27 protein-coding genes are annotated in these 24945 nt (G+C 69.1%); 14 read left to right on the forward strand and 13 right to left on the reverse strand.

The features are described from left to right. Nucleotides 1–9 precede the first annotated feature (9 nt). The 10 genes from F614_RS0105080 to F614_RS0105125 all read left to right on the forward strand — a co-directional run bounded on the left by F614_RS0105080 (nucleotide 10) and on the right by F614_RS0105125 (nucleotide 9808). Nucleotides 10–891 (forward strand): NAD(P)-dependent oxidoreductase, encoded by an 882-nt coding sequence (locus tag F614_RS0105080; protein WP_081619681.1) that lies wholly within the window; start codon nucleotides 10–12, stop codon nucleotides 889–891. A 367-nt stretch (nucleotides 892–1258) separates the two neighbouring features. Next, nucleotides 1259–1465 (forward strand): 50S ribosomal protein L31, encoded by a 207-nt coding sequence (gene rpmE, locus F614_RS0105085; protein WP_018867769.1) that lies wholly within the window; start codon nucleotides 1259–1261, stop codon nucleotides 1463–1465. Between the two features lie 49 nt (nucleotides 1466–1514). Next, entirely contained in the window at nucleotides 1515–2345 is an 831-nt protein-coding gene (locus F614_RS0105090) for a hypothetical protein (RefSeq protein WP_019558405.1), read from the forward strand. Nucleotides 2346–2360: 15 nt separating this feature from the next. Beyond that, nucleotides 2361–3227: a M48 family metallopeptidase gene (locus F614_RS0105095; RefSeq protein ID WP_018867771.1), complete on the forward strand. Its 867-nt coding sequence runs from the start codon at nucleotides 2361–2363 to the stop codon at nucleotides 3225–3227. Nucleotides 3228–3308: 81 nt separating this feature from the next. Then, nucleotides 3309–4529: a malic enzyme-like NAD(P)-binding protein gene (locus tag F614_RS0105100; RefSeq protein ID WP_018867772.1), complete on the forward strand. Its 1221-nt coding sequence runs from the start codon at nucleotides 3309–3311 to the stop codon at nucleotides 4527–4529. Nucleotides 4530–4559: 30 nt separating this feature from the next. After that, nucleotides 4560–5483: a malate dehydrogenase gene (gene mdh / locus F614_RS0105105; RefSeq protein WP_018867773.1), complete on the forward strand. Its 924-nt coding sequence runs from the start codon at nucleotides 4560–4562 to the stop codon at nucleotides 5481–5483. After that, nucleotides 5467–6423, forward strand: a complete 957-nt coding sequence (locus F614_RS0105110; RefSeq protein WP_019558406.1) for a 5'-3' exonuclease H3TH domain-containing protein — start codon at nucleotides 5467–5469, stop codon at nucleotides 6421–6423. Before mdh ends, F614_RS0105110 begins: the two co-directional genes overlap by 17 nt. Continuing rightward, entirely contained in the window at nucleotides 6420–7076 is a 657-nt protein-coding gene (locus F614_RS0105115) for a DUF1007 family protein (protein ID WP_019558407.1), read from the forward strand. The genes F614_RS0105110 and F614_RS0105115 overlap by 4 nt, the downstream gene beginning before the upstream one ends. A gap of 10 nt (nucleotides 7077–7086) precedes the next feature. Next, nucleotides 7087–7626, forward strand: a complete 540-nt coding sequence (locus F614_RS0105120) for a pseudouridine synthase (RefSeq protein WP_018867776.1) — start codon at nucleotides 7087–7089, stop codon at nucleotides 7624–7626. A 115-nt stretch (nucleotides 7627–7741) separates the two neighbouring features. Then, entirely contained in the window at nucleotides 7742–9808 is a 2067-nt protein-coding gene (locus F614_RS0105125; RefSeq protein WP_038037215.1) for a transglycosylase SLT domain-containing protein, read from the forward strand. Between the two features lie 276 nt (nucleotides 9809–10084). Here the strand turns inward: F614_RS0105125 and F614_RS0105130 are convergent, their stop codons facing one another. Further along, nucleotides 10085–10468: a group III truncated hemoglobin gene (locus tag F614_RS0105130; protein WP_018879352.1), complete on the reverse strand. Its 384-nt coding sequence runs from the start codon at nucleotides 10466–10468 to the stop codon at nucleotides 10085–10087. A 68-nt stretch (nucleotides 10469–10536) separates the two neighbouring features. On the opposite strand from F614_RS0105130, the gene F614_RS0105135 reads away from it, so the two are divergent. After that, on the forward strand, nucleotides 10537–11445 hold the full coding sequence (locus tag F614_RS0105135; protein WP_019558409.1) for a fructosamine kinase family protein: 909 nt from the start codon (nucleotides 10537–10539) through the stop codon (nucleotides 11443–11445). Between the two features lie 604 nt (nucleotides 11446–12049). Here F614_RS0105135 and proC read toward each other — a convergent pair. Both proC and F614_RS0105145 read right to left on the reverse strand, forming a co-directional pair. Next, nucleotides 12050–12868, reverse strand: coding sequence for a pyrroline-5-carboxylate reductase (gene proC, locus F614_RS0105140; RefSeq protein ID WP_019558410.1), 819 nt, complete (start codon nucleotides 12866–12868; stop codon nucleotides 12050–12052). A gap of 9 nt (nucleotides 12869–12877) precedes the next feature. Further along, on the reverse strand, nucleotides 12878–13579 hold the full coding sequence (locus F614_RS0105145) for a YggS family pyridoxal phosphate-dependent enzyme (protein ID WP_019558411.1): 702 nt from the start codon (nucleotides 13577–13579) through the stop codon (nucleotides 12878–12880). Between the two features lie 141 nt (nucleotides 13580–13720). Here F614_RS0105145 and F614_RS0105150 point away from each other — a divergent pair, with 141 nt between their 5' ends. From F614_RS0105150 to F614_RS0105160, 3 genes are read left to right on the forward strand one after another with little or no spacing between them, the layout of a single operon-like run. After that, nucleotides 13721–14755: a type IV pilus twitching motility protein PilT gene (locus F614_RS0105150; RefSeq protein ID WP_018865967.1), complete on the forward strand. Its 1035-nt coding sequence runs from the start codon at nucleotides 13721–13723 to the stop codon at nucleotides 14753–14755. Nucleotides 14756–14808: 53 nt separating this feature from the next. Then, nucleotides 14809–15981 carry a PilT/PilU family type 4a pilus ATPase gene (locus F614_RS0105155; RefSeq protein WP_018865966.1) on the forward strand — a complete coding sequence of 391 codons (1173 nt, stop codon included), beginning with the start codon at nucleotides 14809–14811 and terminating at the stop codon, nucleotides 15979–15981. A gap of 24 nt (nucleotides 15982–16005) precedes the next feature. Then, complete coding sequence (locus F614_RS0105160; protein ID WP_018865965.1) at nucleotides 16006–17124, forward strand: PilT/PilU family type 4a pilus ATPase; 1119 nt, start codon at nucleotides 16006–16008, stop codon at nucleotides 17122–17124. Between the two features lie 51 nt (nucleotides 17125–17175). Here the strand turns inward: F614_RS0105160 and F614_RS0105165 are convergent, their stop codons facing one another. The 10 genes from F614_RS0105165 to F614_RS0105210 form a co-directional block, all read right to left on the reverse strand. Further along, a complete protein-coding gene (locus tag F614_RS0105165; protein WP_018875957.1) occupies nucleotides 17176–18084 on the reverse strand; it encodes a dihydroorotate dehydrogenase electron transfer subunit in 909 nt (302 codons plus the stop codon). Then, a complete protein-coding gene (locus F614_RS0105170; RefSeq protein ID WP_018875958.1) occupies nucleotides 18081–19385 on the reverse strand; it encodes a dihydroorotase in 1305 nt (434 codons plus the stop codon). The genes F614_RS0105165 and F614_RS0105170 overlap by 4 nt, the downstream gene beginning before the upstream one ends. Then, on the reverse strand, nucleotides 19382–20395 hold the full coding sequence (locus F614_RS0105175; RefSeq protein ID WP_018865962.1) for an aspartate carbamoyltransferase catalytic subunit: 1014 nt from the start codon (nucleotides 20393–20395) through the stop codon (nucleotides 19382–19384). The genes F614_RS0105170 and F614_RS0105175 overlap by 4 nt, the downstream gene beginning before the upstream one ends. Nucleotides 20396–20414: 19 nt before the next feature. Then, a complete protein-coding gene (gene pyrR / locus F614_RS0105180; RefSeq protein ID WP_018865961.1) occupies nucleotides 20415–20933 on the reverse strand; it encodes a bifunctional pyr operon transcriptional regulator/uracil phosphoribosyltransferase PyrR in 519 nt (172 codons plus the stop codon). Next, the gene (gene ruvX, locus F614_RS0105185; protein WP_018865960.1) at nucleotides 20930–21325 is read right to left on the reverse strand and encodes a Holliday junction resolvase RuvX; all 396 of its coding nucleotides are present in this window, start codon (nucleotides 21323–21325) and stop codon (nucleotides 20930–20932) included. The genes pyrR and ruvX overlap by 4 nt, the downstream gene beginning before the upstream one ends. 2 nt (nucleotides 21326–21327) lie before the next feature. Beyond that, on the reverse strand, nucleotides 21328–21906 hold the full coding sequence (locus F614_RS0105190; protein WP_018877220.1) for a YqgE/AlgH family protein: 579 nt from the start codon (nucleotides 21904–21906) through the stop codon (nucleotides 21328–21330). Between the two features lie 62 nt (nucleotides 21907–21968). Then, entirely contained in the window at nucleotides 21969–22910 is a 942-nt protein-coding gene (locus F614_RS0105195) for an energy transducer TonB (protein ID WP_018877221.1), read from the reverse strand. A 69-nt stretch (nucleotides 22911–22979) separates the two neighbouring features. Further along, nucleotides 22980–23531 carry a Gx transporter family protein gene (locus F614_RS0105200; RefSeq protein ID WP_018865957.1) on the reverse strand — a complete coding sequence of 184 codons (552 nt, stop codon included), beginning with the start codon at nucleotides 23529–23531 and terminating at the stop codon, nucleotides 22980–22982. Between the two features lie 5 nt (nucleotides 23532–23536). Continuing rightward, nucleotides 23537–23911: a NusG domain II-containing protein gene (locus F614_RS0105205; protein ID WP_018865956.1), complete on the reverse strand. Its 375-nt coding sequence runs from the start codon at nucleotides 23909–23911 to the stop codon at nucleotides 23537–23539. Then, complete coding sequence (locus F614_RS0105210; protein WP_018865955.1) at nucleotides 23908–24945, reverse strand: FAD:protein FMN transferase; 1038 nt, start codon at nucleotides 24943–24945, stop codon at nucleotides 23908–23910. The genes F614_RS0105205 and F614_RS0105210 overlap by 4 nt, the downstream gene beginning before the upstream one ends.

The following is a 24945-nucleotide window of genomic DNA, read 5'->3' on the forward strand; positions in this document are numbered from 1 at the left end:
GGGGTCAGCATGACTGCGTCCCGAGTGGCGCTGCTGGGATGCGGGCTCATGGGGCAACCCATGGGCCTGCGTCTTTTGCAGGCCGGATTTCCCGTGGTGGCCTACAACCGCACGGTCGCTCGCGCGAGCGATCTGGCGGCCGAGGGGGTCACCGTCCACAACGCCCCCGCCGCGGCCGTCGCGGAGGCCGATGTGCTGGTGCTGATGCTCAGCGATGCCGGCGCCATTGGCGCGGTGCTCGACGAGCTGCCGGACGGGGCGCTGGACGGGCGCTGCGTGATCCAGATGGCGACCATCCTGCCGGCCGAAAGTCGCGCCCTGGCACAGCGGGTGCGGGCCGCCGGGGCATGCTATCTCGAGGCGCCGGTACTGGGCTCCATACCGGAGGCGCGCGACGGCCGGCTGCTGATCATGGCGGGAGCCGACAGCGACACGGACTTTGCTCGGGCGCAGCCGGTGCTGGCGGCTCTGGGCGAGACCCCGCGACATGTCGGCCCAGTGGGCCAGGGCGCGGCCCTGAAGCTCGCCTTCAACCAGCTGATCGCCAGCCTGACCGCCGCGTTTTCCCTGAGTCTGGGGCTGGTGCGCCGCGAGGGCGTGGAGGTGGATACCTTCATGGACATCCTGCGTGACAGCGCCCTGTACGCCCCGACCTTCGACAAGAAGCTGGGCAAGATGGTCTCCGGCGACTTCGGCACGGCCAATTTTCCGGTCAAGCACTTGCTGAAGGATGTGCGCCTGACCGAGCAGGCGGTCGAGGATGCCCATCTGGTGGGTCCATGGTTGCCGTTGCTGGCGGATCTGCTGGATCGGGCGCAGGCCCAGGGCCTGGCGGACGCGGATTACTCTGCCATCTACACGGCGATTGTCCCGGACTCGCCAGGGCGATGAGGGCGGACCGCGGCTTTATGCACAGCCGTCTCCGCAGTCCGAGCGGGTACGCCTGTCTCCGTCACGGACGCCGGGTCGTGGTGGTTTTCGGAGGGTAAAACAATTGAGATCAAGGTGTTGCGTGGGTTTCTTGTCTCATCGGTGGCGGCGCCCCTTGACGTCCCGCGAGCGTCTCGTTCCGGGGGCGACAATTCGCCCACAAAGTTATCCACAGGTTGTTCGGTGGGCAAAACCACGTGGCCATTCAGGGGTTTGCCGCCTGGATTTCAAATGCCCTGCCCAAATGGCACCGTAAACCGGTCTTGCGCTGAAGGCCCGGGGCCGGCTATCCTATTGGACTTTTCGCCAGAACCTGCGTGAGCCGACCATGAAAGCCGACATCCATCCGAACTACCACAACGTCAAGGTTATCTGCAGCTGCGGTACGCAGTTCGAGACCCGCTCCACTCTCGCCTCCGGCGACGAGATGCATGTGGACGTGTGCTCGCAGTGCCACCCGTTCTACACCGGCAAGCAGAAGATCGTTGATACCGCCGGCCAGGTCGACAAGTTCAACCGCCGCTTCGCATTCTGAAGCCGCGGCGCGCCGTCAGGCGCGCAACGCGACCGGGTGCGTGACCGCGATGGCGGGCCGTGTCCGAACCGACGAGGGCGTCCTGCGGGGCGCCCTCGTCTGCGTTGTGGGGGCCGTGCTCCTGCTGCTGGCCGGAATGGCTGCGGCGGAGTGCCGGCTGGCGGATCAGGACCCGCGCGGGTTGCAGGAGGTCGAGGTCGAGCGTGTCGTGGGGTTCGACCGGTTGCACCTGGCCGATGGGCGGACGATCCGCCTGATCGGTCTGGCCCCGGCCGCCCCGTTGCCGGAGGCCTTGACTCCGCTGCGCGATCTGCGCCTGCATGAGGGAATACGTGAAGCCCTTGAAACCCGCCTGGCTGCAGCGGGGCAGCGCCTGAAGCTGCGCCCCGCGGACCCCGCGCGGGACCCGGGAGGTACCCCGCGCATGCATGCCTGGAGTGAAGATGGCGCCTTGCTGGCGGCGGATCTGATCGCGGCGGGCGCGGCGATGCCGCGGCCGGGGCCGCGACCGGTGCCGCTGGATGCCTGCCTGTACGCGGCCGAGGCCGAGGCGCGAGCCGCAGAACGGGGGCTGTGGCTGGAGCGCCCGGCGGCCATGCCCGCCCGGGTGCTGGACCCGCTGGATGGCGCGCTGCGTCAGGGCCGGCTGCGGGTGATGGCCGAGGTGACCGCGGTGCGCGCGACCGGGCGCCACTGGGTGCTGGTGCTGGAGGGCCCCCTGGATTTGCTGATCCGCGGGGATGACCGCGATCATTGGCCCGAGCTGGATCCCGAATCCTTGATCGGTGAGGCGGTGGTCGCGCGCGGTCAGGTGTATCCTTGGAGAGACCGACTCCGGATGCGCATTCGGCATCCGCTCGATCTCGAGGTAGAGGACTAGCGAGGTGCTGGAATAATGCGTGCGTTTCCCAAGTCGTGGCGGCCGGTCCGCGGTCGCCTGGGCTCTCTGCTCCTGGCGGTGCTGGTTGCCGGTGGCCTTGCGGTGGCGATCCCCGGGTGCACCACCAACCCGGTGACCGGTCGCTCGCAGCTGATGCTGGTCTCCGAGAGCCAGGCCATCAGTGCCTCGCGTACCGCCTACGTGGAGATGCTGGCACCGGCACGGGAGGAAGGCCGGATCAATGCCGACCCCGAGATGACCGCGCGAGTGCATGGCATTACCGAAAAGGTCGTCGCCCAGGCCGTGAAGTACCGCTCCGAGACCGCGGACTGGGACTGGGAGATCGTGGTCATCGAGGCCCCCGACACCATCAACGCGTTCGCCATGGCGGGCGGCAAGATGGCGATCTACTCGGGCATCATCGAGCAGCTGGAGCTGACCGACGACGAACTGGCCCAGATCATCGGGCACGAGATCGCCCATGCGCTGTCGGCCCACACCGCGGAGAAGATGTCGGTGGCGCTGGCCAGCAACATGGCGGTTGCCGGCTACGCCATGACGGGGGATCGTTCGCAGATTGCCCTGACCGGGGCGGCGCTGGGCGCGGCACTGGCGGTCCAGCTGCCGCACAGTCGCGCGATGGAGGCCGAGGCCGACGAGATCGGTATGGAGCTGGCGGCCCGCGCGGGTTATAACCCCGACGCCGCGGCGAGCCTGTGGCGCAAGATGGCGGCCCAGTCCAACGGGCGCCACCCGGTCTTCCTCAGTACCCACCCGGCGCCGGAGTCGCGCCAGCGTGACCTCACCCGGATGGCCGATCGCTTCCGGCCACTGTACGAAGAGGCGCGCAACAGCCGCGTCCCCACGCACCCGGTCAACTGAAGGATCTCTCCCGTCGCCCGGACTCGCGCCGGGCGGCACGCCGTTTATTTGTTCCCGATCGAAAAAAGGCCCCGCTACACCATGTCCAAGGATTTCAATCAGCGTGCGCTGGAGTACCACGAGCAGCAGCCGGCCGGAAAACTGGCCATCCAGGTCACCAAGCCCACGGCGACCCAGGACGACCTCTCCCTGGCCTACTCGCCGGGTGTCGCCGCGCCGGTGCGCGCGATCGCCGAGGATCCGGAGCTGGCCTATCGCTATACCGGCAAGGGCAATCTGGTCGCGGTGATCACCGACGGGACCGCCGTGCTGGGGCTGGGTAACGTCGGTGCCCTGGCCTCCAAGCCGGTGATGGAGGGCAAGGGCGTGCTGTTCAAGACCTTCGCCAATATCGACGTCTTCGATATCGAGGTGGACGCCCCGCAGCCGGAGGACTTCATCAACACCGTCGCGCGCATCGCCGGCGGGTTCGGCGGCATCAACCTCGAGGATATCGCGGCGCCGCACTGCTTCGAGATCGAGCGTCGCCTGTCCGAGCGCCTGGACATCCCGGTCTTCCACGATGATCAGCACGGCACTGCGATCATCACCGCGGCCGGCCTGGTCAACGCGCTGGAGATCCAGGGCAAGAAGCTCAGTGAGGCGAAGATCGTCTGCGTCGGCGCGGGCGCCGCCGGGATCGCCTCCATGCAGTTGCTGGTCCGCCTGGGCGCGGCCAAGAAGAACCTGTACATGGTGGATCGCAAGGGCGTGATCCACAGCCAGCGCGACGACCTGAACGAGTACAAGCAGATCTTCGCGGTGGACACCGAGGCGCGCAGTCTGGCGGATGCCTGCCGTGACGCCGATGTCTTCATCGGCCTGTCCGGTCCGGACCTGCTGACCCCGGAGATGCTGCGGTCCATGGCGCCGAAGCCGGTGGTCTTCGCGCTGTCCAACCCGGACCCGGAGATCCGCCCGGAGCTTGCGCACGAGACCCGCGATGACCTGATCATGGCCACCGGGCGTTCGGACTACCCGAATCAGGTGAACAACGTGCTCGGCTTCCCGTTCATCTTCCGCGGCGCGCTGGATGTGCGCGCGCGGACCATCAACGACGAGATGCTGGTCGCGGCGGTCCACGCGCTCGCCGGGCTGGCCCGCGAGCCGGTACCGCAGTCCGTGCTGGATGCCTACGGGCGGGATGCGCTCGAGTTCGGCCCGCACTACATCCTGCCGACCCCGTTCGATCCGCGCCTGATCGATACCGTGCCACAGGCGATCAGTCAGGCTGCCCGCGACAGCGGGGTCGCCCGCTTGTAGCCCGCCCCAACCGCAGAGGAGGAGCAGCGCATGCAGAAGATCGCCATCGTCGGCGCCGGGCGCGTCGGTGAATCCACCGCCCAGTTCCTTGCGCGGCGTGATGTCGCCCGCGAGATCGCGTTGCTGGATGTGCGCGAGGGCGCGGCGGCCGGTGCTGCCCTGGATATCCAGGAGACCGCCCCGCTGCTGCGCTTCGACACCCGGCTGAGCGGCAGCCACGAGCCCTCGGTGATCGCCGGTGCCGAACTGGTGATCATCACGGCCGGGTTGCCGCGCAAGCCCGGCATGTCGCGCTCCGACGTGCTGGACAAGAACGTCGAGATCCTCGACCTGATCCTGCAGGACATCCTGGTCCATGCCCCGCAGAGCCGCATCCTGGTGGTCTCCAACCCGGTGGACGTGCTGACCTACCGCGCCTGGCAGAAGACCGGCTGGAGCCGCGACCGGATATTCGGCCAGGCCGGGGTGCTGGATACTTCGCGCATGGCCGCCTTCATTGCGCTGGAGACCGGGTTGTCCACCCACGACATCCAGGCGCTGGTACTGGGCGGCCATGGCGATGCGATGGTCCCGATGCTGCGCTATTCCTCGGTCAACGGGGTGCCGCTGCATCACTTCATGGATCAGGCCGCGCTGGACAACATCGTCGAGCGCACCCGCCACGGCGGGGCCGAGATCCTCGCCCTGAAACAGACCTCCAGCGCCTACGGCGCCCCGGCCGCGGCCATCGCCGAGATGGTCGAGGCGATCGCCCTGGACCGGCGCCGGGTGCTGCCCACGGTTGCGCTGCTGGACGGCGAGTACGGCGAGCGCGATGTTGCCATGGGCGTGCCCTGCATTCTGGGTCAGGGCGGCATGGAACGGGCGATCGAGCTGGACCTGAATGCCGCGGAGCGCGCCGCCTTCGACCAGTCGATCGCCGGGGTGCGGAAGGACCTTGAACGCCTCGCCTGAATCCGCGCCGGTCCCGGATGTGCCACGGCCGACCCTGACGCTGATCGACAGCAGCATCTTCGTCTTCCGTGCCTGGTTCGCGCGCGGCCTGGATCCCGACCCGCAGGGCCGCCCGGGCGGCGCGCTGCACGGCCTGGTCCATTCGCTCTGTCAGTGGTTGCCGGCCTGCGCGCCGGGGCCCGTGGCGTTCTGCCTCGACACCGGGCTGCGCCGGGGCTTTCGTCACCGCATCGATCCGGCCTACAAGGCCCATCGCCCGCCGGCACCGCCGGAGCTGCGCGAGCAGTTCGAACGGATCCGCGAGCTTCTGGGAAGGCTCGGCTTCACGACTCTGGCCGACCCGGAATACGAGGCCGATGACCTGATCGCCAGTCTGGCCCGCTCCGGCCGCGCGGCCGGGTATCGCATCGACGTGAAGAGTGCGGACAAGGATCTGACCCAGGTCATTCTGGGTGATGCGGACCGGCTGCATGACCCGGAACGCGGCACCGACCTGGATCGCCGCGCGATCGAGAAGCGCTTCCGCATTCGGCCGGAACAGGTCGCGGACATGCTGGCGCTGGCCGGGGACGCCAGCGACAACATTCCGGGGATCGATGGGGTCGGCCCGAAAACCGCCTCGCGCATCCTGCGCCGGCTGCGCGACCTCGACACCGTGCTGGCGGACCCGGCGGCGGTTGCCCGCTGCAATATCCGCCGCGCCCCGGCGGTCGCCGCGGCCATCGCCGCGGCGGCCGACCGCCTGCGCCGTGCGCGCCGGCTGACGGGTCTCGACGACCGGATCCCGGGGCTGCCGGCGGTCGGCCAGATGCTGCCCCGGGGCCCCGACCCGGATGCAGCGGTCTGGCTCCGGGATCTGGGGGTGGCCCCGACCTATCATGCACCGCTACTGGCCGCCACCACTGCCTGGGCCGGCGCCGAAACGAGACAGACCGCATGACCGCAAGCCGGATAGTCCCCGCGATCCTGATCCTGATGGCGTTGTTGCTGCCGGCCGCTGCGCAGGCCCACCCGCATGCGTGGATCGACCTGCGCGTCAGCTTCGAGCGCGACGCCACGGGGCAGATCACCCACATGCTCCACCACTGGCGCTTCGATCCGACCTACGGGCAATATCTCTACGACGATGCCCAGGAGCATCAGCCGGGGGATACCCCGGAGGCGCGCCTGCAGGGGCTGGCCCGCGAGATCCTGGACAACCTCGCCGAGTACCGCTGGTACAGCCATCTGCAGGTGGCGGACGACGCGATCGGCATCGCCGCCGCCGCGGAACCGCGCATGGCGATGGAGGACGGGCTGCTGCACTTCCGCTTCCGGCTGGAGCTGGAGACCCCCGTGGATCCCGCCGTCGCGCCGCTGGAGTACAAGGTCTACGACCCGACGTATTTCATCGAGATCCTGCACCAGGAGCCGCACGGCACGCGCATTGTCGATGCCTCCGGCCTGGTGGATGCGACCTGCCAGGCGCAGCTCGAGCGTCCGCGCCCGGATCCGGCCATGGTGGCGCGCGCGATGGCGCTGGACTACGGCGCCAGCGTCGATTACGACCTCGGTCGCTACTTCGCCGAGCGCGTCACCCTGCGCTGCGACTGACGCGCCGTTCATGGCCCGGATTGTCCTGTTCCACAAGCCCTGGGGTGTGCTGCCGCAGTTCACCGACCCCGAGGGGCGGCCGACGCTGGCCGACTACATCGAAATCCCCGGCGTCTACCCGGCCGGACGCCTGGATCGCGACAGCGAGGGCCTGATGGTCCTGACCGACGACGGCCGCCTGAATGCCCGCCTGACTCAGCCACGCCACAAGACCAGCAAGACCTACTGGGTCCAGGTCGAGGGCGAGCCCGACGATGCCGCGCTCGCTGCCCTGCGCGAGGGCGTCGAGCTGAAGGATGGCCTCACGCGCCCGGCGAAGGTGGAGCGCATGGATCCACCGGATCTTCCGGAGCGGGATCCGCCGGTGCGTTTCCGCCGCCATATCCCGACCCGCTGGCTGGCCATCACCCTGCGCGAGGGGCGCAATCGCCAGGTGCGCCGGATGACCGCAGCAGTGGGTCACCCGACCCTGCGTCTGGTGCGCTACCGGGTCGGATCGTGGACCCTCGACGGCCTGGCGCGCGGCGAGGTTCGCGTGCTGGATTCCTGATCCAGAGCCGCTTCTTGCCGGATCTGCCGACATGCCCCCGCGAAACCGCCCGGAAGCCGTTGCAAGCGCCCCGGGGCTGGCCGATGATGAACAACCATTGAAGCGAGGGCAGGGCATGCGCCTTTCCAGGAACGTAATCGTCGGGCTCGCCGGCCTGTTGCTGGCTTTGGCCGCGTCGCTGCCGGCGGCGGCCGCGGAGGACGACCGCTACGTCTTCGAGCGCAGTCTGTTCCTGCTGGCGGAGCGGGCGCTGAACCGGGGCGACATGACCGCCTACCGCGCCGCGCGCAGCACCCTGACCGGCTATCCGCTGACCCCCTATCTGGATTACCGCGAACTCGCGCGCAATCTCGGTCGCGCCGAAGCGGACGCCGTGCGCGACTTCGTGCGCGAACATGACGACACCCCGCTGGCCGCGCGGCTGCGCAGTAGTTACCTGACGCACCTCGCGCGCGAGGAGCAGTGGGAGGACTACCTTGAGTTTGTCGCGGCCACCGGGGCGAAGCCGTCGCTGTCGGTCGAGCAGGACTGCTATCGGCGCCAGGCGCTCTTGAAGGCCGGCGACCGCGATGCCGCGCTGGAAGACATGGAGTCCATCTGGTTGCACGGACAATCCCGTCCGTCCGCCTGCGACCCCGTGCTGGCCGCCTGGCGCGACGCCGACGGTCTGACCGGCGAGCTTGCCTGGGAGCGTTTCGAGCTTGCCGTAAAGGCTGGCCAGACCGGTCTTGCCCGTTATCTGCGGCGCTATCTGGCGGATGCCGATCGCCGCTGGGCGGAACGCTGGCTGGACCTGGCCAGCCGCCCCGCGCGGGTGGTGGAGGTCGACTTCCAGGCCGACGATCACCGCTCGGCCGAGGCGCTGCTGGAGCGGGCCTTTACCCGCTGGGTCCGGCAGGATCTGGACGCCGCGCTGGAGGGGTGGGAGGCGTCCGGAGACGCGCTCGGGCTGTCGACCGAGGCCGCCGGGCGCGTGCAGCACGCACTTGCCCTGCGTCTGGCCCTGCGCTATCGCCCCGAGGCCCTGGACTTCATGGCCCGCCTGGAACCCGAGGTGTTCGATACCCAGTTGCGCCAGTGGCAGGTGCGGGCGGCCCTGTACGAGCGCGACTGGGCGACGGTGATGGATGCGATCCGGGCTATGGATCGCGACGTGCGTGACGAGGCGGCGTGGCAGTACTGGTACGCCCGGGCGCTGGAGCAGACCGAGTCGCTGGAGGCTGCCCGGCGCTTCTACGAGCGCGCCGCCCGCGAGCGGAACTTCCACGGCTTCCTGGCCGCTGACCGGCTGGGCCAGCCCTACCGCATCGGGCATGAGCCCCTGGTGCTGGACGACGGGCGCCGGGCGGCCATGCGTGAGCATGCCGGCATGCAGCGCATGCGCGAGCTGGTTCGCCTGGATCGCTACGCCGAGGCCCGCCGCGAGTGGACCCATGCCATCGCGGGCTGGGATACGCCGGAACTGGAGTCGGCGGCGCGCACCTTCGCCGACTGGGGCTGGCATGACCGTGCCATCTTCACCGCCGCGCGGGCGCGTAACTGGGACGATATCGAGCTGCGTTTCCCGCTGGCCTTTGACGACCTCATCGTGACCGGGGCCCGCGAACAGGCCATCGACCCGGCCTGGGCCATGGCCATCGCGCGCCAGGAGAGCGCGTTCCTGCATGACGTGCGTTCCGGGGCCGGCGCGCTGGGGATCATGCAGGTGATGCCGGCGACCGGCCGCTCGATCGCCTCGGCGGCCGGGGTACGGGTGAACTCCGACTGGGACATCCTCGACCCGGCGACCAACGCCCGGCTCGGGACCTACTACCTGCGGCGCAACCTCGACCGCTTTGGCGGTCACAGCCTGCTGTCCACCGCGGCCTACAACGCCGGGGCCCACCGCGTGCGTTCCTGGCTGCCGGAGGATCGGGCGATGGACCCGGATATCTGGGCCGAACTGATCCCGTTCTCCGAGACCCGCGATTACATTCGCCGGGTGTTTGCCTACCGTATCCTGTACGCGGTGCGCCTGGGGCAGGAGCCGCCGTCGCTGTCCACGCTGCTGTATCCAGTCACGCCGCAGGACCGCCTGGCCGCCAGCCGCGAACGCCACCTGGCCGCCCTGCCGGGCGATGCGGGCATCACCCTCAGCCGCGCCTTCTGCGACGCCCCGGGCTACACCGACAACGCTTGCTAGGGCGTTTGTTCACCACGAAGCCCACGAAGGCACGAAGAAGGGCCAGGTCAAAAGCGATTCACAGGAAGGTTGGAAGATCGGAAGTAGGGAAATGGGTTGAGGGGCTGGGGCCGCCGCTGGGTGCTGGCGTCAGCCGCGACCGCAAAGGCAACAGCGCGGGGCCGCCCCCGCAGCCGCCCCACAAGACCTCTTCCTGACTTCCCTTCTTCCTGTAAAACTGCCCTTGACCTTCTTCGTGTCTTCGTGCGCTTCGTGGTGAAGAACAGGGTGCTGGAACTAGCCGCGGATGATGTCCTCGCGCATGCGGCTGGCGATGCCGTCGGCCAGTTGCTGCCATTCGGCCGCCAGCGGGGCCTCCAGGTGTTCTTCGGTGGTGGCCTTGAAGTGGCGCATCCAGATGGCCAGGTCGGCCTCGGTCAGGTTCAGCGGCGCGTGCTTGCCGACCATGTCGATGGTCGGCGGCTGTTCCAGGCGCCCGCCCAGGTTCTGGTACCAGAAATCGGCGATCCGGTTCACGTGATCCGGGAAGTCCTGAATGCGCTCGAAGTGATGACCGATCTCGGGGTCGGCCGAGAGGCGGCGGTAGAAGTCGTCGATCACCGCGCGGATGCGCTCGGCGCCGATCTTGTCGCACAGGGGTTCGAGCTTGCGAAAGGCCATGGGGGTCTCCTGACGAATCCTGCGTCAGCCGGTACCCTGCATGTTGCAGAGCAACCCGGATGCCGAGGATGAACCGATTCGATTCAGCGGGCCCCGATGCCGTGACGGCGGCGGTGGCCCAGTGCATTGCCGACCATACCGGAACGCCGTTCGAGCCGACAGGAAGCCAGGCCTGTTCCGGGGGCTCCATCAACCAGGCGCAGCGCCTGACCGGGACCGACGGGCGTCGCTTCTTCGTCAAGCTGAGCGGGGGCGATGGCGCCGCGATGTTCGCCGCCGAGGCGCGCGGCCTGGAAGAACTCGCGCGCTGCGAACGGCTGAAGATCCCCGAGGTGGTGGGGACTGGCTCCGCCGGCAGTACCCACTTCCTGGTGATGGAGGATCTCGCGCTGGGCGGGCGTCGCGACGGTGTGGCCCTGGGGCACGGGATCGCCGACATGCACCGGAAGACCCGGACGCGCTTCGGGCTGGATCACGACAACTTCATCGGCAGCACCCCGCAGTCGAATACCGAGCACGACGACTGGGTCTCGTTCTATCGCGACGAGCGCCTGGGCTTCCAGCGCCGGCTGGCGCGCGAGCGCGGGGCCTCGCTCTCGTTGCTGGGAGCGCTGGAGGAGCTGGAGGCCTCCCTGGACGGCTTCTTCGTCGACTACCGGCCCGAGCCATCGCTGCTGCACGGCGACCTGTGGAGCGGCAACTGGGGATTCCTGGCGGACGGGCGCGCGACGATCTTTGATCCGGCGGTGTACTACGGCGACCGCGAGGCCGATCTGGCAATGATGGAGCTGTTCGGCCACCCCGGCCAGGACTTCGTGGCCGCGTACGAGGAGATCCTGCCCATCGACCCGGGCTATGGCGTGCGCCGTACGCTCTACAACCTCTACCACATCCTCAATCACGACCACTTGTTCGGCGGCGGCTACGGCGCCCAGGCCGAGCGCATGATCCGCCAGCTCCTCGCCGAACTGCGCTGACGGCCCACGTCGAGACTTTGAAAGGCAAGGGCGGTTTTACCACGAAGCTCACGAAGGCACGAAGAAGGTCAAGGGCGGGTTTACAGGAAGAAGGGAAGTCAGGAAGAGGTCTTGTGGGGCGGCTGCGGGGCGCGGCCCCGCGCTTTTGCCTTTGCGGTCGCGGCTGGCGCCGGCCTCAGCCCCCAACCCATTTTCCTCCTTCCGAACTTCCTGTGAATCGCTCTTGACCTGGCCCTTCTTCGTGCCTTCGTGCGCTCCGTGGTGAACTAGGGAGACGCTGACTTAATCGCACGTCCGCGTTGGTGCCCCCCCAGTTGTTCGAGACAATCGTTCCGAGACAAGGCGTGTCGTGCAGCGGGTAGTGGTTCTACCCGCAAGCGGCGCAACGCAGGATCGGGCCATATTCATTCAGAATCGGGGGGCACCAACCCCACAAGCTATTGAAAGCAGGGGATCGGCCGCCCGTTGTTGATCAAAAACGGGCGCGCGCACGGCGTTGCGGTTCCCTTGTGCAGAATGGCTGCACGGCAGTCACCGCGCCTTGTTCGCACCCAAAAGCGACTCGAGCGCGGACGTGCGATTAAATCAGCGTCTCCCTGGGGTTTCAGCGGCCGAGTTCGCGGGAGCGGTCGGCGGCCGCGGTCATTGCGCGGCGCATCAGGTCGCGCAGGTCGCCGTCCTCCAGTACCTGCAGGGCGCGTTCAGTGGTGCCCCCGGGGGAGGTCACGCGGTGGCGCAGTTCGGCAGCGCTCTCGTCGCTCTCGGTGGCCAGGCGGGTGGCGCCGGCGAGGGTCCCCAGGGTCAGCTCCAGTGCGGTATCGGCCGGCAGGCCCAGCGACTGCGCCGCCTCCTGCATGGCCTCGATCATCAGGAACACGTAGGCAGGCCCGCTGCCGGAGGTGGCGGTCACCGCGTGCATCTGCTCCTCGTCCTCGACCCAGATCGCGCGTCCGACCGCTTCCAGTAGCCGGGTCGCGGTGGTGTGGTCCGCGGGGCCGGCGGTGGGGGCGGCGTACAGCCCGGTGACCCCGGCGCCCACCAAGGCCGGGGTGTTCGGCATCGCCCGGACCAGGCGCGTGGCGTCGCCCAGCCAGCCGGCCAGCTGGGCCGTGGTGATGCCGGCGGCCACGGAGATCACCAGGGGCTCGCCGCGGGACACCGCCTCGCGCAGGGTCGGGGCCAGATCCGGCAGGGTCTGCGGCTTGACGGCGAGGACCAGGGTGGCGGCTTCGGCGGCCAGTTCCGTGGCCTCGGCGCTGGCCAGACCCGGGTAGCGGGCCTGCAGGTCGCGCACGCGCTCGGCGCTCTTGTCTGCGATCGCGATGCGTTCGGCGGCGTGGCCGGACTGGACCAGCCCCTGGATCAGGGCCTCGCCCATGTTGCCGGCCCCGATGAAGCCGACCTCGAAGCGGTGTTCCGTCATGCAGACTCCTTATTTGGGTGGACGCGGGCCGAACAGGGCGGTGCCGACCCGCACCAGGGTGGCGCCTTCGAGGATCGCGGCCTCGAGATCGCCGGACATGCCCATGGACAGGGTGTCGAGGGTATGCCCCTGGCTGTTCAGGGTATCGCGCAGGGCGCGCAGGCGCGCAAAGGGTTCCCGCTGGCGCCGCGGGTCGTCCTCGGCGGCGGGGATGGCCATCAGGCCGCGCAGTTCCAGGCCCGGCAGGTCACGCACGGCATCGGCCAGGGTGGCGGCCTCGGCGGGCGCCACGCCGGCCTTCTGCGGTTCCTCGCTGATGTTGACCTGCAGACAGACCTGCAGCGGCGGCAGGCCCGCGGGGCGCTGGTCCGACAGGCGCCGCGCGATGCGTTCGCGATCGACGGTATGCACCCAGGCCGCCCGCTCGGCCACCGCGCGGGTCTTGTTGCCCTGCAGTGCGCCGATGAAGTGCCATTCGAGTCCGAGCGGCGCGGGGGGTGCCTCCAGGGCGTCGTACTTGTCCACCAGTTCGGGCACGTAGTTCTCGCCGAACGCAGACTGGCCGCAGGCGTGCAGGGCGCGGATCTCGTCCGCGTCGCGCGTCTTGCTGACGGCCAGCAGCCGGACCGTATCCGGGTCGCGTCCGGCCTCGCGGCAGGCGGCCTCGATACGGGTCCGAACGGCGCTCAGGGCATGGTCTGGTGTGGTCATTTCCCTATGATATAGTCCGGAAGAACACAAGGTCACCGCGGATTTTTACGCGGCCCTTCATCAAGCGACAGGGCGTGGTGGTTGCGGCTGCCACCCGGGTGCTGGCGCGCCTTGGCGTGGCGCCCGACAACAGGGGGATGCATGGATATCACGCAGTTGCTGGCCTTCGCGGTCAAGAACGGGGCCTCGGACCTGCACATCTCCGCCGGCATGCCGCCGATGGTGCGCATCGACGGCGACATGCGCCGGGTGAATGTGCCGGTCATGGACCACAAAGAGGTCCAGGGCCTGATCTACGACATCATGAACGACCGTCAGCGCAAGGACTACGAGGAGTTCCTGGAGACGGACTTCTCGTTCGAGGTCTCCGGGCTGGCGCGCTTCCGTGTCAATGCCTTCAACCAGGACCGCGGCGCGGCCGCGGTGTTCCGGACCATCCCCTCCAAGGTCCTGACCCTCGAAGAGCTGGGCGCCCCGCGCATCTTCGAGGAGATCTCGAACTACCCGCGCGGCATCGTGCTGGTCACCGGCCCCACCGGCTCGGGCAAGTCCACCACGCTGGCGGGCATGGTCAACCACCGCAACGAGAACGACTACGGGCATATCCTCACCATCGAGGACCCGATCGAGTTCGTGCACGAATCGAAGAAGTCGCTGGTCAACCAGCGCGAGGTGCACCGCGATACCCACGGTTTCAGCGAGGCCCTGCGTTCGGCGCTGCGCGAGGACCCGGACACGATTCTGGTGGGCGAGCTGCGTGACCTCGAGACGATCCGCCTGGCGCTGACCGCGGCCGAGACCGGGCACCTGGTGTTCGGCACCCTGCATACAAGCTCCGCGGCCAAGACCATCGACCGTATCGTCGACGTGTTCCCGGCGGCGGAGAAGGACATGGTCCGCGCGATGCTGTCGGAGTCGCTGCGCGCGGTCATCGCGCAGACCCTGATGAAGAAGATCGGTGGCGGCCGGATCGCGGCGCACGAGATCATGCTCGGCACGCCGGCGATCCGGAACCTGATCCGCGAGAACAAGATCGCGCAGATGTACTCGACCATCCAGACCAGCGCCGGCACCGGCATGCAGACGCTCGACCAGTGCCTGAAGGACATGCTCGCGCAGGGCGTGATCAGCCGCGAGGACGCGCGGCGCAAGGCCGCCAATCCGGATTCCATTTGATCAGCACGGCCCGCTTGGCGTGAACGCCGCACCGGGTATCAGGGGAGAACGCCATGGATCGTGACAAGGCGATCAAGTACATGCATGACCTGCTGCGGGCCCTGGTGGACCGGGGCGGGTCGGACCTGTTCATTACCGTGGGGATGCCGCCGGCGGCCAAGATCGACGGCCGCGTGGTGCCGATGACCGAGCAGAAGCTGACGCCCTCGCACACCCAGGCGCTGGTGCGTTCGCTGATGAACGACAAGCAGTCGGCCGAGTTCGAGCGCCACCAGGAATGCAACTTCGCGATCGGCCTTCAGGGCGTGTCGCGTTTCCGCGTGAATGTCTTCACCCAGCGCGGCAGCCCGGGCATGGTGCTGCGCACGATCAACTCGGTGATCCCGAAATTCGAGGACATCCAGATGCCGCCGCAGCTGGAGAAGATCACCCAGGAGCGGCGCGGGCTGGTGATCTTCGTGGGCGGTACCGGGTCGGGCAAGTCCACCTCGCTGGCGGCGATGATCGGCTACCGCAATCGCACCACGGCCGACCACATCGTCACCATCGAGGATCCGATCGAGTTCGTGCACGAGCACGACAAGAGCATCATCACCCAGCGCGAGGTCGGGGTGGACACCGAGAACTACGAGATCGCGCTGAAGAACACCCTGCGCCAGGCGCCGGACGTGATCCTGATCGGCGAGATCCGCGACCGCGAGACCATGGACTACGGCATCGCCTTCGCCGAGACCGGTCACCTGTGCCTGTCGACGCTGCATGCCAACAGCACCAACCAGGCGCTGGACCGGATCATCAACTTCTTCCCCGAGGACCGGCGCGAGCAGCTGCTGATGGACCTGTCGCTGAACCTGAAGGCAGTGATTTCGCAGCGCCTGGTGCGCAAGGAGAGTGGCGAGGGCCGGGTGCCGGCGGTGGAGATCATGATCAACACCCCGCTGATGTCGGACCTGATCCTGAAGGGCGAAGTACACGAGATGAAGGAGCTGATGTCGCGTTCGCGCGAGCAGGGCATGCAGACCTTCGACCAGGCCCTGTTCGATCTCTACGAAAATCGCCAGATCAGTTACGACGAGGCTCTGCGCAACGCCGACTCGGTGAACGATCTGCGCCTGCGCATCAAGCTCGACAGCCAGCGTGCCCAGGATGACGGCGCGCCCGCGGTGAAGGATGAAGGCGAGGGTCTGGCGGTCGACGAGCGCGCCGAGGACTTCAACCTGCGCTAGCGCGTCGGGTCAGGGAAACAGACTATGAGCCAGTTGCAGATCGAGCCCTACCTGAAACTGATGGCGCAGAAGGCCGCGTCGGACCTGTTCTTCCTGACCGGCGCGCCGGCCAGCATCAAGGTCGACGGCCAGCTCCAGCCCATCTCGCGCAAGGCGCTGGCCCCGGGCCAGGCCGAGAGTATCGCCCGCGAGATGATGAACGAGCACCAGGCGGAGATCTTCGAGCGCGAGACCGCGGTCAACTTTGGCCTGTCGCGCGAGGGACTGGGACGCTTTCGCGTGAACGTCTATCGCCAGCGCGGCGAGGTCGCGATGGTCATCCGTTTCATCCGCGTAGCGATCCCGACCATCGAGCAACTGGGCCTGCCCCCCGTGCTGAAGGAGTTTGTCTCGCACAACGACGGGCTGGTGCTGATCGTGGGGGCAACGGGCACCGGGAAATCGACCACCCTGGCATCGATGATCGACTACCGCAGCACGAACAAGAGCGGGCATATCCTCACGGTCGAGGACCCGATCGAGTTCCTGTTCAGCCACAAGCGTTCGATCGTGGGCCAGCGCGAGGTGGGGATTGATACCCCCAGCTACGACCATGCCCTGCAGGAGGGCATGCGCGAGGCGCCGGACGTGATCATGGTCGGCGAGGTGCGTTCACGCGAGACCATGCGCGCGGCCCTGACCTACGCCGATACCGGCCACCTGGTGCTGACGACCCTGCACGCAACCAACGCCACCCAGGCGCTGGATCGGGTGATCAACCTGTTCCCCGAGGACAACCGCCCGCAGATCCTGTCGGACCTGTCACTGAACCTGCGTGCGATCGTGGCCCAGCGCCTGCTGCAGACCAAGGATGGGCGGCGTGTCGCCGCGCTGGAAATCCTGATCAATACGTCCTACATCGCGGAGCTGATCCGGGACGAGAAGATCAGCGAGATCAAGGAGGTGATGGCGAAGGGCGCGTCCGTGGGCATGCAGACCTTCGATCAGGCCATCGTGAAGTTGTTCAAGACCGGGGATGTGATGCTGGACGAGGCCCTGAACAAGGCCGACTCGCGCGCCGATCTCGAATGGCGCCTGAACTTCGGCGGCGGTGTATCCTCCGCCGACGAAACCGAGGAGGAGCTCAAGCTCCCTGACAAGTAGGAGCCGGCTCGCCGGCGAAGCCCCTGCCAAAGTCAGGCCAGGGTCTTTCCCTCAGGCCCGCTCCGGCTCCGGAAAGACATCCGCCGCCGCGAACACCGGGCCATCCACGCAGACCCGCTTCATCGCCACCCCCTCCGGGGTACGCACCGGGACCGTGCAGCCGGCGCAGCCGCCCACCGCGCAGGCCATGAACTCCTCCAGCGAGACCTGGCAGGGCAGGTCGAACTCCGCCGCCAGTTCCGCGCAGGCCTCGAGCATGGGGTGCGGGCCGCAGGCGAAGATCTCCACCTGGTCGCGTTCCGCCGGCGACAGCCCGGCCAGCCAGGCGCGCCCGAGATCGGTCACGAAGCCGTCAAAGGCGCCCGGCAGCCCGGCCTTCGAGGTCAGGCGACAGGCCACGCCCCAGTCCTCCAGCAGCGGCAGGGTCGCGATCGCGCCGTCCGGCAGCCCCGGCCACAGGATCTCGGAGGGGCGCGCGTGAAACGGGAACGGGACCTCGGAGCCCAGCACCGCGTGGGTCTGTCCGGCCTCGCCCTGCAGGTGCAGGCGATGGGCCAGGAAGATCATTGGCGGGATGCCGACCCCGCCGCCCAGCAGCAGCCGCTTCGGCCGCTCCGGGTGCAGGCGGAAGGGCTGGCCGATCGGGCCCAGCACGCTCAGGGTGTCGCCCTTGACCTGTTGCGACAGCGCGCGGGTGCCGTCTCCCACGACCTTGTAGAGAAACTCCACCCAGCCGGCCTCGCGGTCCACGCGCTGGATCGACAGCGGCCGGCGCATCAGCAGTCGCGGCGCGCACTGCAGGTGGGCGAACTGCCCCGGCTGGGCCGCGCGGGCACATTCGGGGGCGAAGACCCGCAGGATCCATTGGTCCGCCCCGGCATCGTGGTGGTCCAGGATGCGCCCCTCTTCCTGGAAGATCGTGCCCCGGTGGGGGCGGGCGGCGGTCTCGCGCGCAGTCATGCGGTGTCCTCGGGGTTTCCCTCGGTGGGCAGGGTCCAGACCGGGCGTCCGGCGACCCAGGTCTCGCGGACCTGACCGGAGAAGGTCCAGTTGAAGAAGGGGGTGTTGTGGCCGGCGCTCAGCCAGTCCTCGCGCCGCACCTCCTGCATCGCGGTCGGGTCCCACAGCACGAAGTCGGCGCGTGCCCCTGGTGTCAGGCGGCCCTGGGCAAAGTCGAGGATCTCCGCCGGCCCGGTGGTCACCCGGGCCAGCGCCTCGTGCAGGCTCATCAGCCCGTCCTCGACCAGGCGCAGCGTCAGCGGCAGCAGGGTCTCCAGCGCCGAGATGCCGGGCTCGGTGCCGGCGAAGGGCCCCAGTTTGCTGTCGGGCTCGTGCGGCTGGTGGTCGGAGCAGATGGCGCTGATGTCGCCGCGCGCGACCGCCGCGCGCAGCCCGTCGCGGTCGCGCTGGCCCCGCAGGGGCGGGATCACATGGCAGTTCGGGTCGTATTCCGCGACGTCCACCTCGGTCAGGAACAGCTGGTGGGCGGCCACGTCCGCGCTGACCGGCAGGCCCTCGGCGCGCGCCTTGGTGATCATCTCCGCACCGCGCCGAGTGGACAGGCGGGCCACATGGACCCGCGCCCCGGTCTGTTCGACCAGTGCCAGGATGGCGCCCAGCGCGGCGGTCTCCGCCGCCTCGGGGATGCTGGCCAGACCGAGGCGGGTGGAGACCGCGCCCTCGTGCATGCAGCCGGAGCCGGTCAGGGCCGGGTCCTGGGCGGACAGCACGATGGTCAGGCCGAAGGTGGTCGCGTATTCCAGTGCGCGGCGCAGGACCAGCAGGCTGGCCAGCGGCTTGCTGGCGTTGCTGACCCCGCGGGCGCCGGCCTGCATCAGGGCCGCCATCTCGGCGAGCTGCTGGCCCTCCAGTTGATGGGTCAGCGCGCCCAGCACGTACACCCGCACGCCGCAGGCCTGGCGGGCGCGGCGGTTGATCAGCTCCACCTCGGCGGGCGAGTCGATCGGAGGTTCGGTGTCCGGCGGCACCACCAGGCTGGTGATTCCGCCGCGGGCTGCCGCCAGGGTCTCGCTGGCGACGGTGGCCTTGTGCTCCTGCCCGGGCTCGCGCAGGCGCGCCGCGAGGTCGATCAGGCCGGGGATGAGCCACAGCCCGCTGGCGTCGATCCGCCGGCGGGGCTCGAAACCGTCCGGGGCCTGGCCGCGGGCGAGGATCTCGCTGCCCTGCACGCACAGCGAGCCGACGGCATCGAAGCCGTCCACCGGATCGAGGATGCGGGCGTTCTCGATCAGCACGCTCATGCCTGGTGGGCCCCCATCACCATGGACATCACCGCCATGCGCACGGAGATGCCGTAGGTGACCTGTTCCAGGATCACCGAGTGCGGGCCGTCGGCCACTGCGGACTCGATCTCCACCCCGCGGTTGGCGGGCCCGGGGTGCATGACCAGGCAGGTCGGATGGGCCAGCTGCAGGCGCCGAGAGGTCAGGCCGAACAGCTGGTAGTACTCGTGTTCGGAGGGCAGGTGGGCGTGTTCCATGCGCTCGCGCTGCAGGCGCAGCATGATGATCACGTCGACATCCTGCAGCCCGGCGTCGAGGTCGTTGTAGACGTGCACGCCGAGCTGGTCGACATCCGCCGGCAGCAGCGAGCAGGGTGCGACCACGCGCACCTCGCCGGTCTGCAGGATGTTCAGCGCGTGGATCTGCGAGCGCGCCACGCGCGAGTGCAGGATGTCGCCGACGATCGCGACCTTCAGCTTGGTGAAGTCGCCCTTGTGGCGGCGGATGGTGAACATGTCCAGCAGCGCCTGGGTCGGATGCGCGTGGCGGCCGTCGCCGGCATTCAGCACGCTGATGCCCGGGGCCACGTGGCGGGCGATGAAGTGCGCGGTGCCGCTCTCCTCGTGGCGCACGACGAACATGTCGACGTTCATCGCCTCGATGTTGCGCAGGGTGTCCAGCAGGCTCTCGCCCTTCACCGCGGAGGACGTGTTGATGTTCACGTTCAGCACATCCGCGGACAGGCGCTTGGCGGCCAGCTCGAAGGTGGTGCGGGTGCGCGTGCTGGCCTCGAAGAACAGGTTGACGATGGTCTTGCCGCGCAGCAGCGGGACCTTCTTCACCGCCTTCTCGTTCATGTTGGCGAACGACTCGGCGGTATCCAGGATCTCGGTGAGGAGTTCCCGGTTCAGGCCTTCGATGGTCAGCATGTGGCGCAGCTGACCGTCGTCGGTCAGCTGCAGGCGGTTGGGCAGCGGGCCCGGTTCGGGCAGGCGCGCGCCGGGGTGGGCGATCAGGGTCTCGGTCATCCGTCGTGCTTCCGCTGGCTCAGGCCTTCAGGTCCTCGGGGTCGATGGCGACCCGCTCCAGGCGCAGCGGCTCGGGCCCGCGCAGTTTGATCTGTTCGGTCTTGCCGAGCTCCATGTGGGCCCCGACGATCGCGGCCTCCATGGGCAGTTCGCGTCCGTCGCGCTCGACCAGCACCGCCAGGGTTACCGAGGCGGGGCGGCCGTAGTCGAACAGCTCGTTCAGCGCCGCGCGGATGGTGCGCCCGGTGAACAGGACGTCGTCGACCAGCAGCACGTGCTCTCCGTCCAGATCCTCCGGCAACTCGGAGGGACGTACCTGCGGGTGCATGCCGATGCGCGAGAAGTCGTCGCGGTAGAAGCTGATGTCGAGCTTGCCCAGGGGGCGCTCCACCCCCAGGCGTTCGCGCAGGTGCTCCGCGATCCAGACGCCACCGGAATGGATGCCGACGACGATCGGCTGGTCGATCCCGTGGGTCTTGAGATGGTGGCGGGCCTGTTCGGCCATGTCGTCGAGCAAGGTCGGGACGTCCGGCGTCATGATGCGTTCTCCAGAAACCAGCCTTCGAGGATGACCGCGGCGGCATGGGCGTCCAGCCCCGGGTCGTGGCGTCCCGGCCGGCGGCGCTCGCGGGCCAGGTGGGATGTCAGGTGCTCGTCGCTCCAGTATACCGGTTGCCCGTAGCGTTCTTCGAGGGTGCGGGCGAAGCCCCGGATGCGCCGCGCCAGTGGCGTGGGCTTGCCGTCCGCCTGGGTCGGCCAGCCGACCACGAAACCCTCCGGGGCCCATTCCGCCACCAGCGTGTCGATGCCGGACCACAGGTCGGGCGCGTCGCTGGCGAACGTGCGCAGGCCGCGGGCCGAGCCGGTCAGCTCTTCGCCGACCGCGACCCCGATTCGGCGTCGCCCGTAGTCGAACGCCAGCAGCCCCACGATCAGGCGTGGCCGGAGGCCGAGCTGATCAGATTGACGTCGATGCCGATCAGTTCGGCGGCGGCGCGCCAGCGCTCGGCGCTGGGGCGGTCAAAGAGGATGTCGGCGTCGGCGCGGGCGGTGAGCCAGGCATTCTCGGCCAGCTCGCTCTCCAGCTGGCCAGGGCCCCAACCGGCGTGGCCCAGCGCGATCAGGACTCGGCGCGGGCCCTGCCCGGCGTTGATTGCCTCGAGGATGTCGCGCGAGGTGGTCAACATGATGGAGTCGGTGATGGGCTGGCTGCCGCGCCAGGTCTGCTCGGCGGAATGCAGCACGAAGCCGTGTTCCGGCTGCACCGGGCCGCCGCGGTAGACCGGCATCTCCGGCAGGTCCTCGCCGGGCTCCAGTTCCACGTGCTCCAGCAGTTCGCGCAGCGAGAACTCGGTAGGCTGATTGATGACCAGCCCCAGCGCGCCCTCTTCGTCGTGGTCACAGATATAGGTGACCGCATGGCTGAAGTAGCCATCGTTCAGGCTCGGCATCGCGATCAGGAAGTGATCGCGCAGGCTGTCGGGCTCGTGGCGGGCGGTCGTCGGATTCATGGCTCCAGTATCGATGCTGACCCGGCCGGTCGCAAGGCAGCCGGCGGGGCCGGGCCGATCCGTCAGCGGATCTGCTGCATCTGGTCGCGGCGGAAGGCCCAGGTGCGGGTGATCACCAGTTCGTCGTATTCCTCGCGCATGGCGTCCGTGAACGGGGCATAGGGGGCCGCCAGCTCCACGATGCGGATCGCCGCCTGGTCCAGGACCGGTTCCCCGGAGCTGCGGGCGACCTGGATATCGAGCAGTTCGCCCGCCGGGTTGATGCGCACCGACAGGACCAGGGTCCCGGACAGGCCGCGCCGCCGCGCCTCGTCCGGATAGTTCAGGTTGCCCAGGCGTTCGACCTTGTTGATCCAGGCCTGCAGGTAGGCGGCCTCGGGGGCGCTGCGCGCGGCGAGGCTGTCGAGGTAGCGGGTGCGGCTGGCCCGGGTCGAGAATGCCTGGCGCTCCTCCGCGGGCGCCGCGCGGGCGCTCTCCAGGCCACGGTTCATCAGGGTCGCTGCAGAGGGCCGGTCTTCGGCGTCGGGGGACTCCAGTGGCTCGGGGTCGGCGACCTCGGGAGCCGCGGCGTGTGCGTCCGGCGTGTCGGCGGCGACCGCGTCGGGTTCCGGTTCGGGTTCCGGCTGTGCCGGGTCCATGACCAGCGGGCCGGCCTCCGGCAATGGTGCATCGAGGCCCTCCGGCTCGGGCTCGCCGATCCCGGCATCCTCTGCCTCCGGCGCCTGTGCCTCCTGGATCTCCTCGCCCTCGCCGCTGGCGGCCTGGTCCCGGGTGGCGATGTGCTCGACCGCTTCGTCCGGCTCCGGCGGCGGGGCGTCGGGATCGGTGACCCAGGTGATGTCCAGCGGTTCGCGGGTCGGGCTTTCGATCGGGTCGACCGCGAAGCCGATCCCCAGGATGATCAGCGCGTGGGCGACCACCGCGAGGAAGATCATGGTCCCCAGGTGGTCCTGCACGCGCGGCGTCTCCGGCGGGGGCGTGCCCGGACTGGCGTGGGGCGTCATGCCGCCTCCGGCCCGGCGGGGCGGCCACGCACGGCCCCGACGCCCGCTTGCGCGCGGGTTCGACGGGGGCTACTGGCTGGGCTGGGGAGTGTGGACATGACGCTGGATTCGCGGATCGGCGAGGACCTGGGCGGTCAGTATACCGGTCAGGCTGCCGGTGATCAGGGCGGCGAGCAACAGCGGGGGCAGCACCAGGGGCAGATTGGGATGCGGGATGATCACCGCCCAGGCGAGCAGGAACTGGCCCGCGACGTGCGCCATCGCCGCCGCGATGCCCAGACCGACCGGTCCGACATGGCGGGGGGCGAAGGGGCGCAGGACCGCCAGCAGGGCGAGGCTCGCGACGGCCCCGGCCAGCGACAGCCAGAAGGCGGGACTCAGTAGTGTCCCCAGCAGCAGGCTGCTTCCGACCACGCGGAGCAGCGTGACCGCCACGGCCGCGCGCCAGCCCAGGGCCAGCAGCGTGATCAGGGTGACGATATTCGCCAGCCCCGGCTTGATGCCCGGGATCGGGCTGGGGATCGCGGCCTCGAGGATCTGGATGCCGATCGCGATGGCGGCCAGCGCGGCGATGGCCCGGTCATGGGCGTCGCTGCCGGCCTGCGGATGCCCGGGCGCCACGGGATTCAATAATGCATGCTGTCGAAGCCGGGGTCGGTGCCGAGCACCTGCAGCGTCAGCCGGTTGGGCAGGCTGACGGCAACGTCGCCGTGGGCCTGCAGCCAGCCGCTGGACTCGCAGATGTCCTGGCGCCCGGGGGAGTCGGCACAGCGTGCCCGGCCCGGTTCGATCTCGATACGGGTGATGCCGGCCGGGCCCTGGACCTCGAGGACCCGGGCGCGATCCAGGGGTTCGTGCTGCGGCGCGACCCCGGCCTGGCTGATGACCAGCACCCGGGCATCGCCCGCAGGGGTGTAGGCCAGCACGAAGGCCGCCACCACGATCCCGGCGGCCAGGCTGCCGATCAGCGCGTCCCCCCAGCGCAGCCGGCCGGCGTTCACGGCAGTTCGCGCACCACGAATGGCTCGCGGTCGCGGCCGGGTTGTACCCGGTCGGCCAGTGCCGGCGTGGCCTCGATGCGGTCTTCCAGTACCACCAGTGCGTGGTCGATGCCCATCTTGCGGGCGTATTCCGGCCAGGCCTCCGGGCCGGCGATCATCAGCGTGGTGGCGGCGGCGTCGGCCAGGGCGGGGTCGTGGTGGAGCACGGTGGCGCTGTCGATGCCTTGGCTCGGACGGCCGGTGCGCGGGTCGATCACGTGGTGGATGCGCGTGCCGTCCCAGTCATAGCCGCGTTCGTAGTCGCCGGAGGTGAACAGGGCTTCGCCGCCGTCCAGTTCGATGCTGCCGAGCACGCCGCCGTGCGGGTGGCGGATGCCCACGCGCCACGGGCGTGTCTCGGGGCGGCCCAGGGTCATCAGGTCGCCGCCGGCGTTGAAGATCGCGGCTTCCACCCCGAGTTCCGCGAGCAGGTCCAGCACCCGCTCTACCGCCAGCCCCTTGGCCAGCCCGCCGAAATCGAGCTGCAGGTCCGGGTGGGTGCCCCGCAGGCGCACGCCATTGCGTTCGATATCCTGCATGCTCGGGGGGGCGTCCAGCAGTTCCGCCAGGGTTGCCTCGTCCGGCGGCGGGCCCTGGGGGTCGTCCTGATGGAAGCCCCAGGCCGCCACCAGTCTGCCCAGGGCGGGGTTGAACAGCCCCTCGCTGAGGGCCTCCATCTCGCGGCCGCGCTCGATCAGCGGCAGGACCGAGGGCGGGGCGCTGAATTCGCCCTGCAGGGCCAGCAGTTCGTTGGTCCGGCCAAGGGATCCGGGTTCCCAGGCATGCCAGGAGGTGTGCAGGATCTCCAGTTCCTCCTGAACCGCGGTCCCGATGGCCTCCACGTCATACTGGCCCGCGGGGTACAGGCTGAGGTCCACCAGAGTCCCGAAGGCGTAGAAGCCCAGCTGTTCGGTATCCGGTTCCTCGCGGCCGCAGGCGGCCAGCAGGAGGGTGGCGAGCAGCAGGAGCAGGGTGAGGGTCGTCGCGCGGCGCAT

Origin of the sequence: Thioalkalivibrio sp. ALE12 (assembly GCF_000381105.1) — a bacterium.
Lineage (GTDB): Bacteria > Pseudomonadota > Gammaproteobacteria > Ectothiorhodospirales > Ectothiorhodospiraceae > Thioalkalivibrio.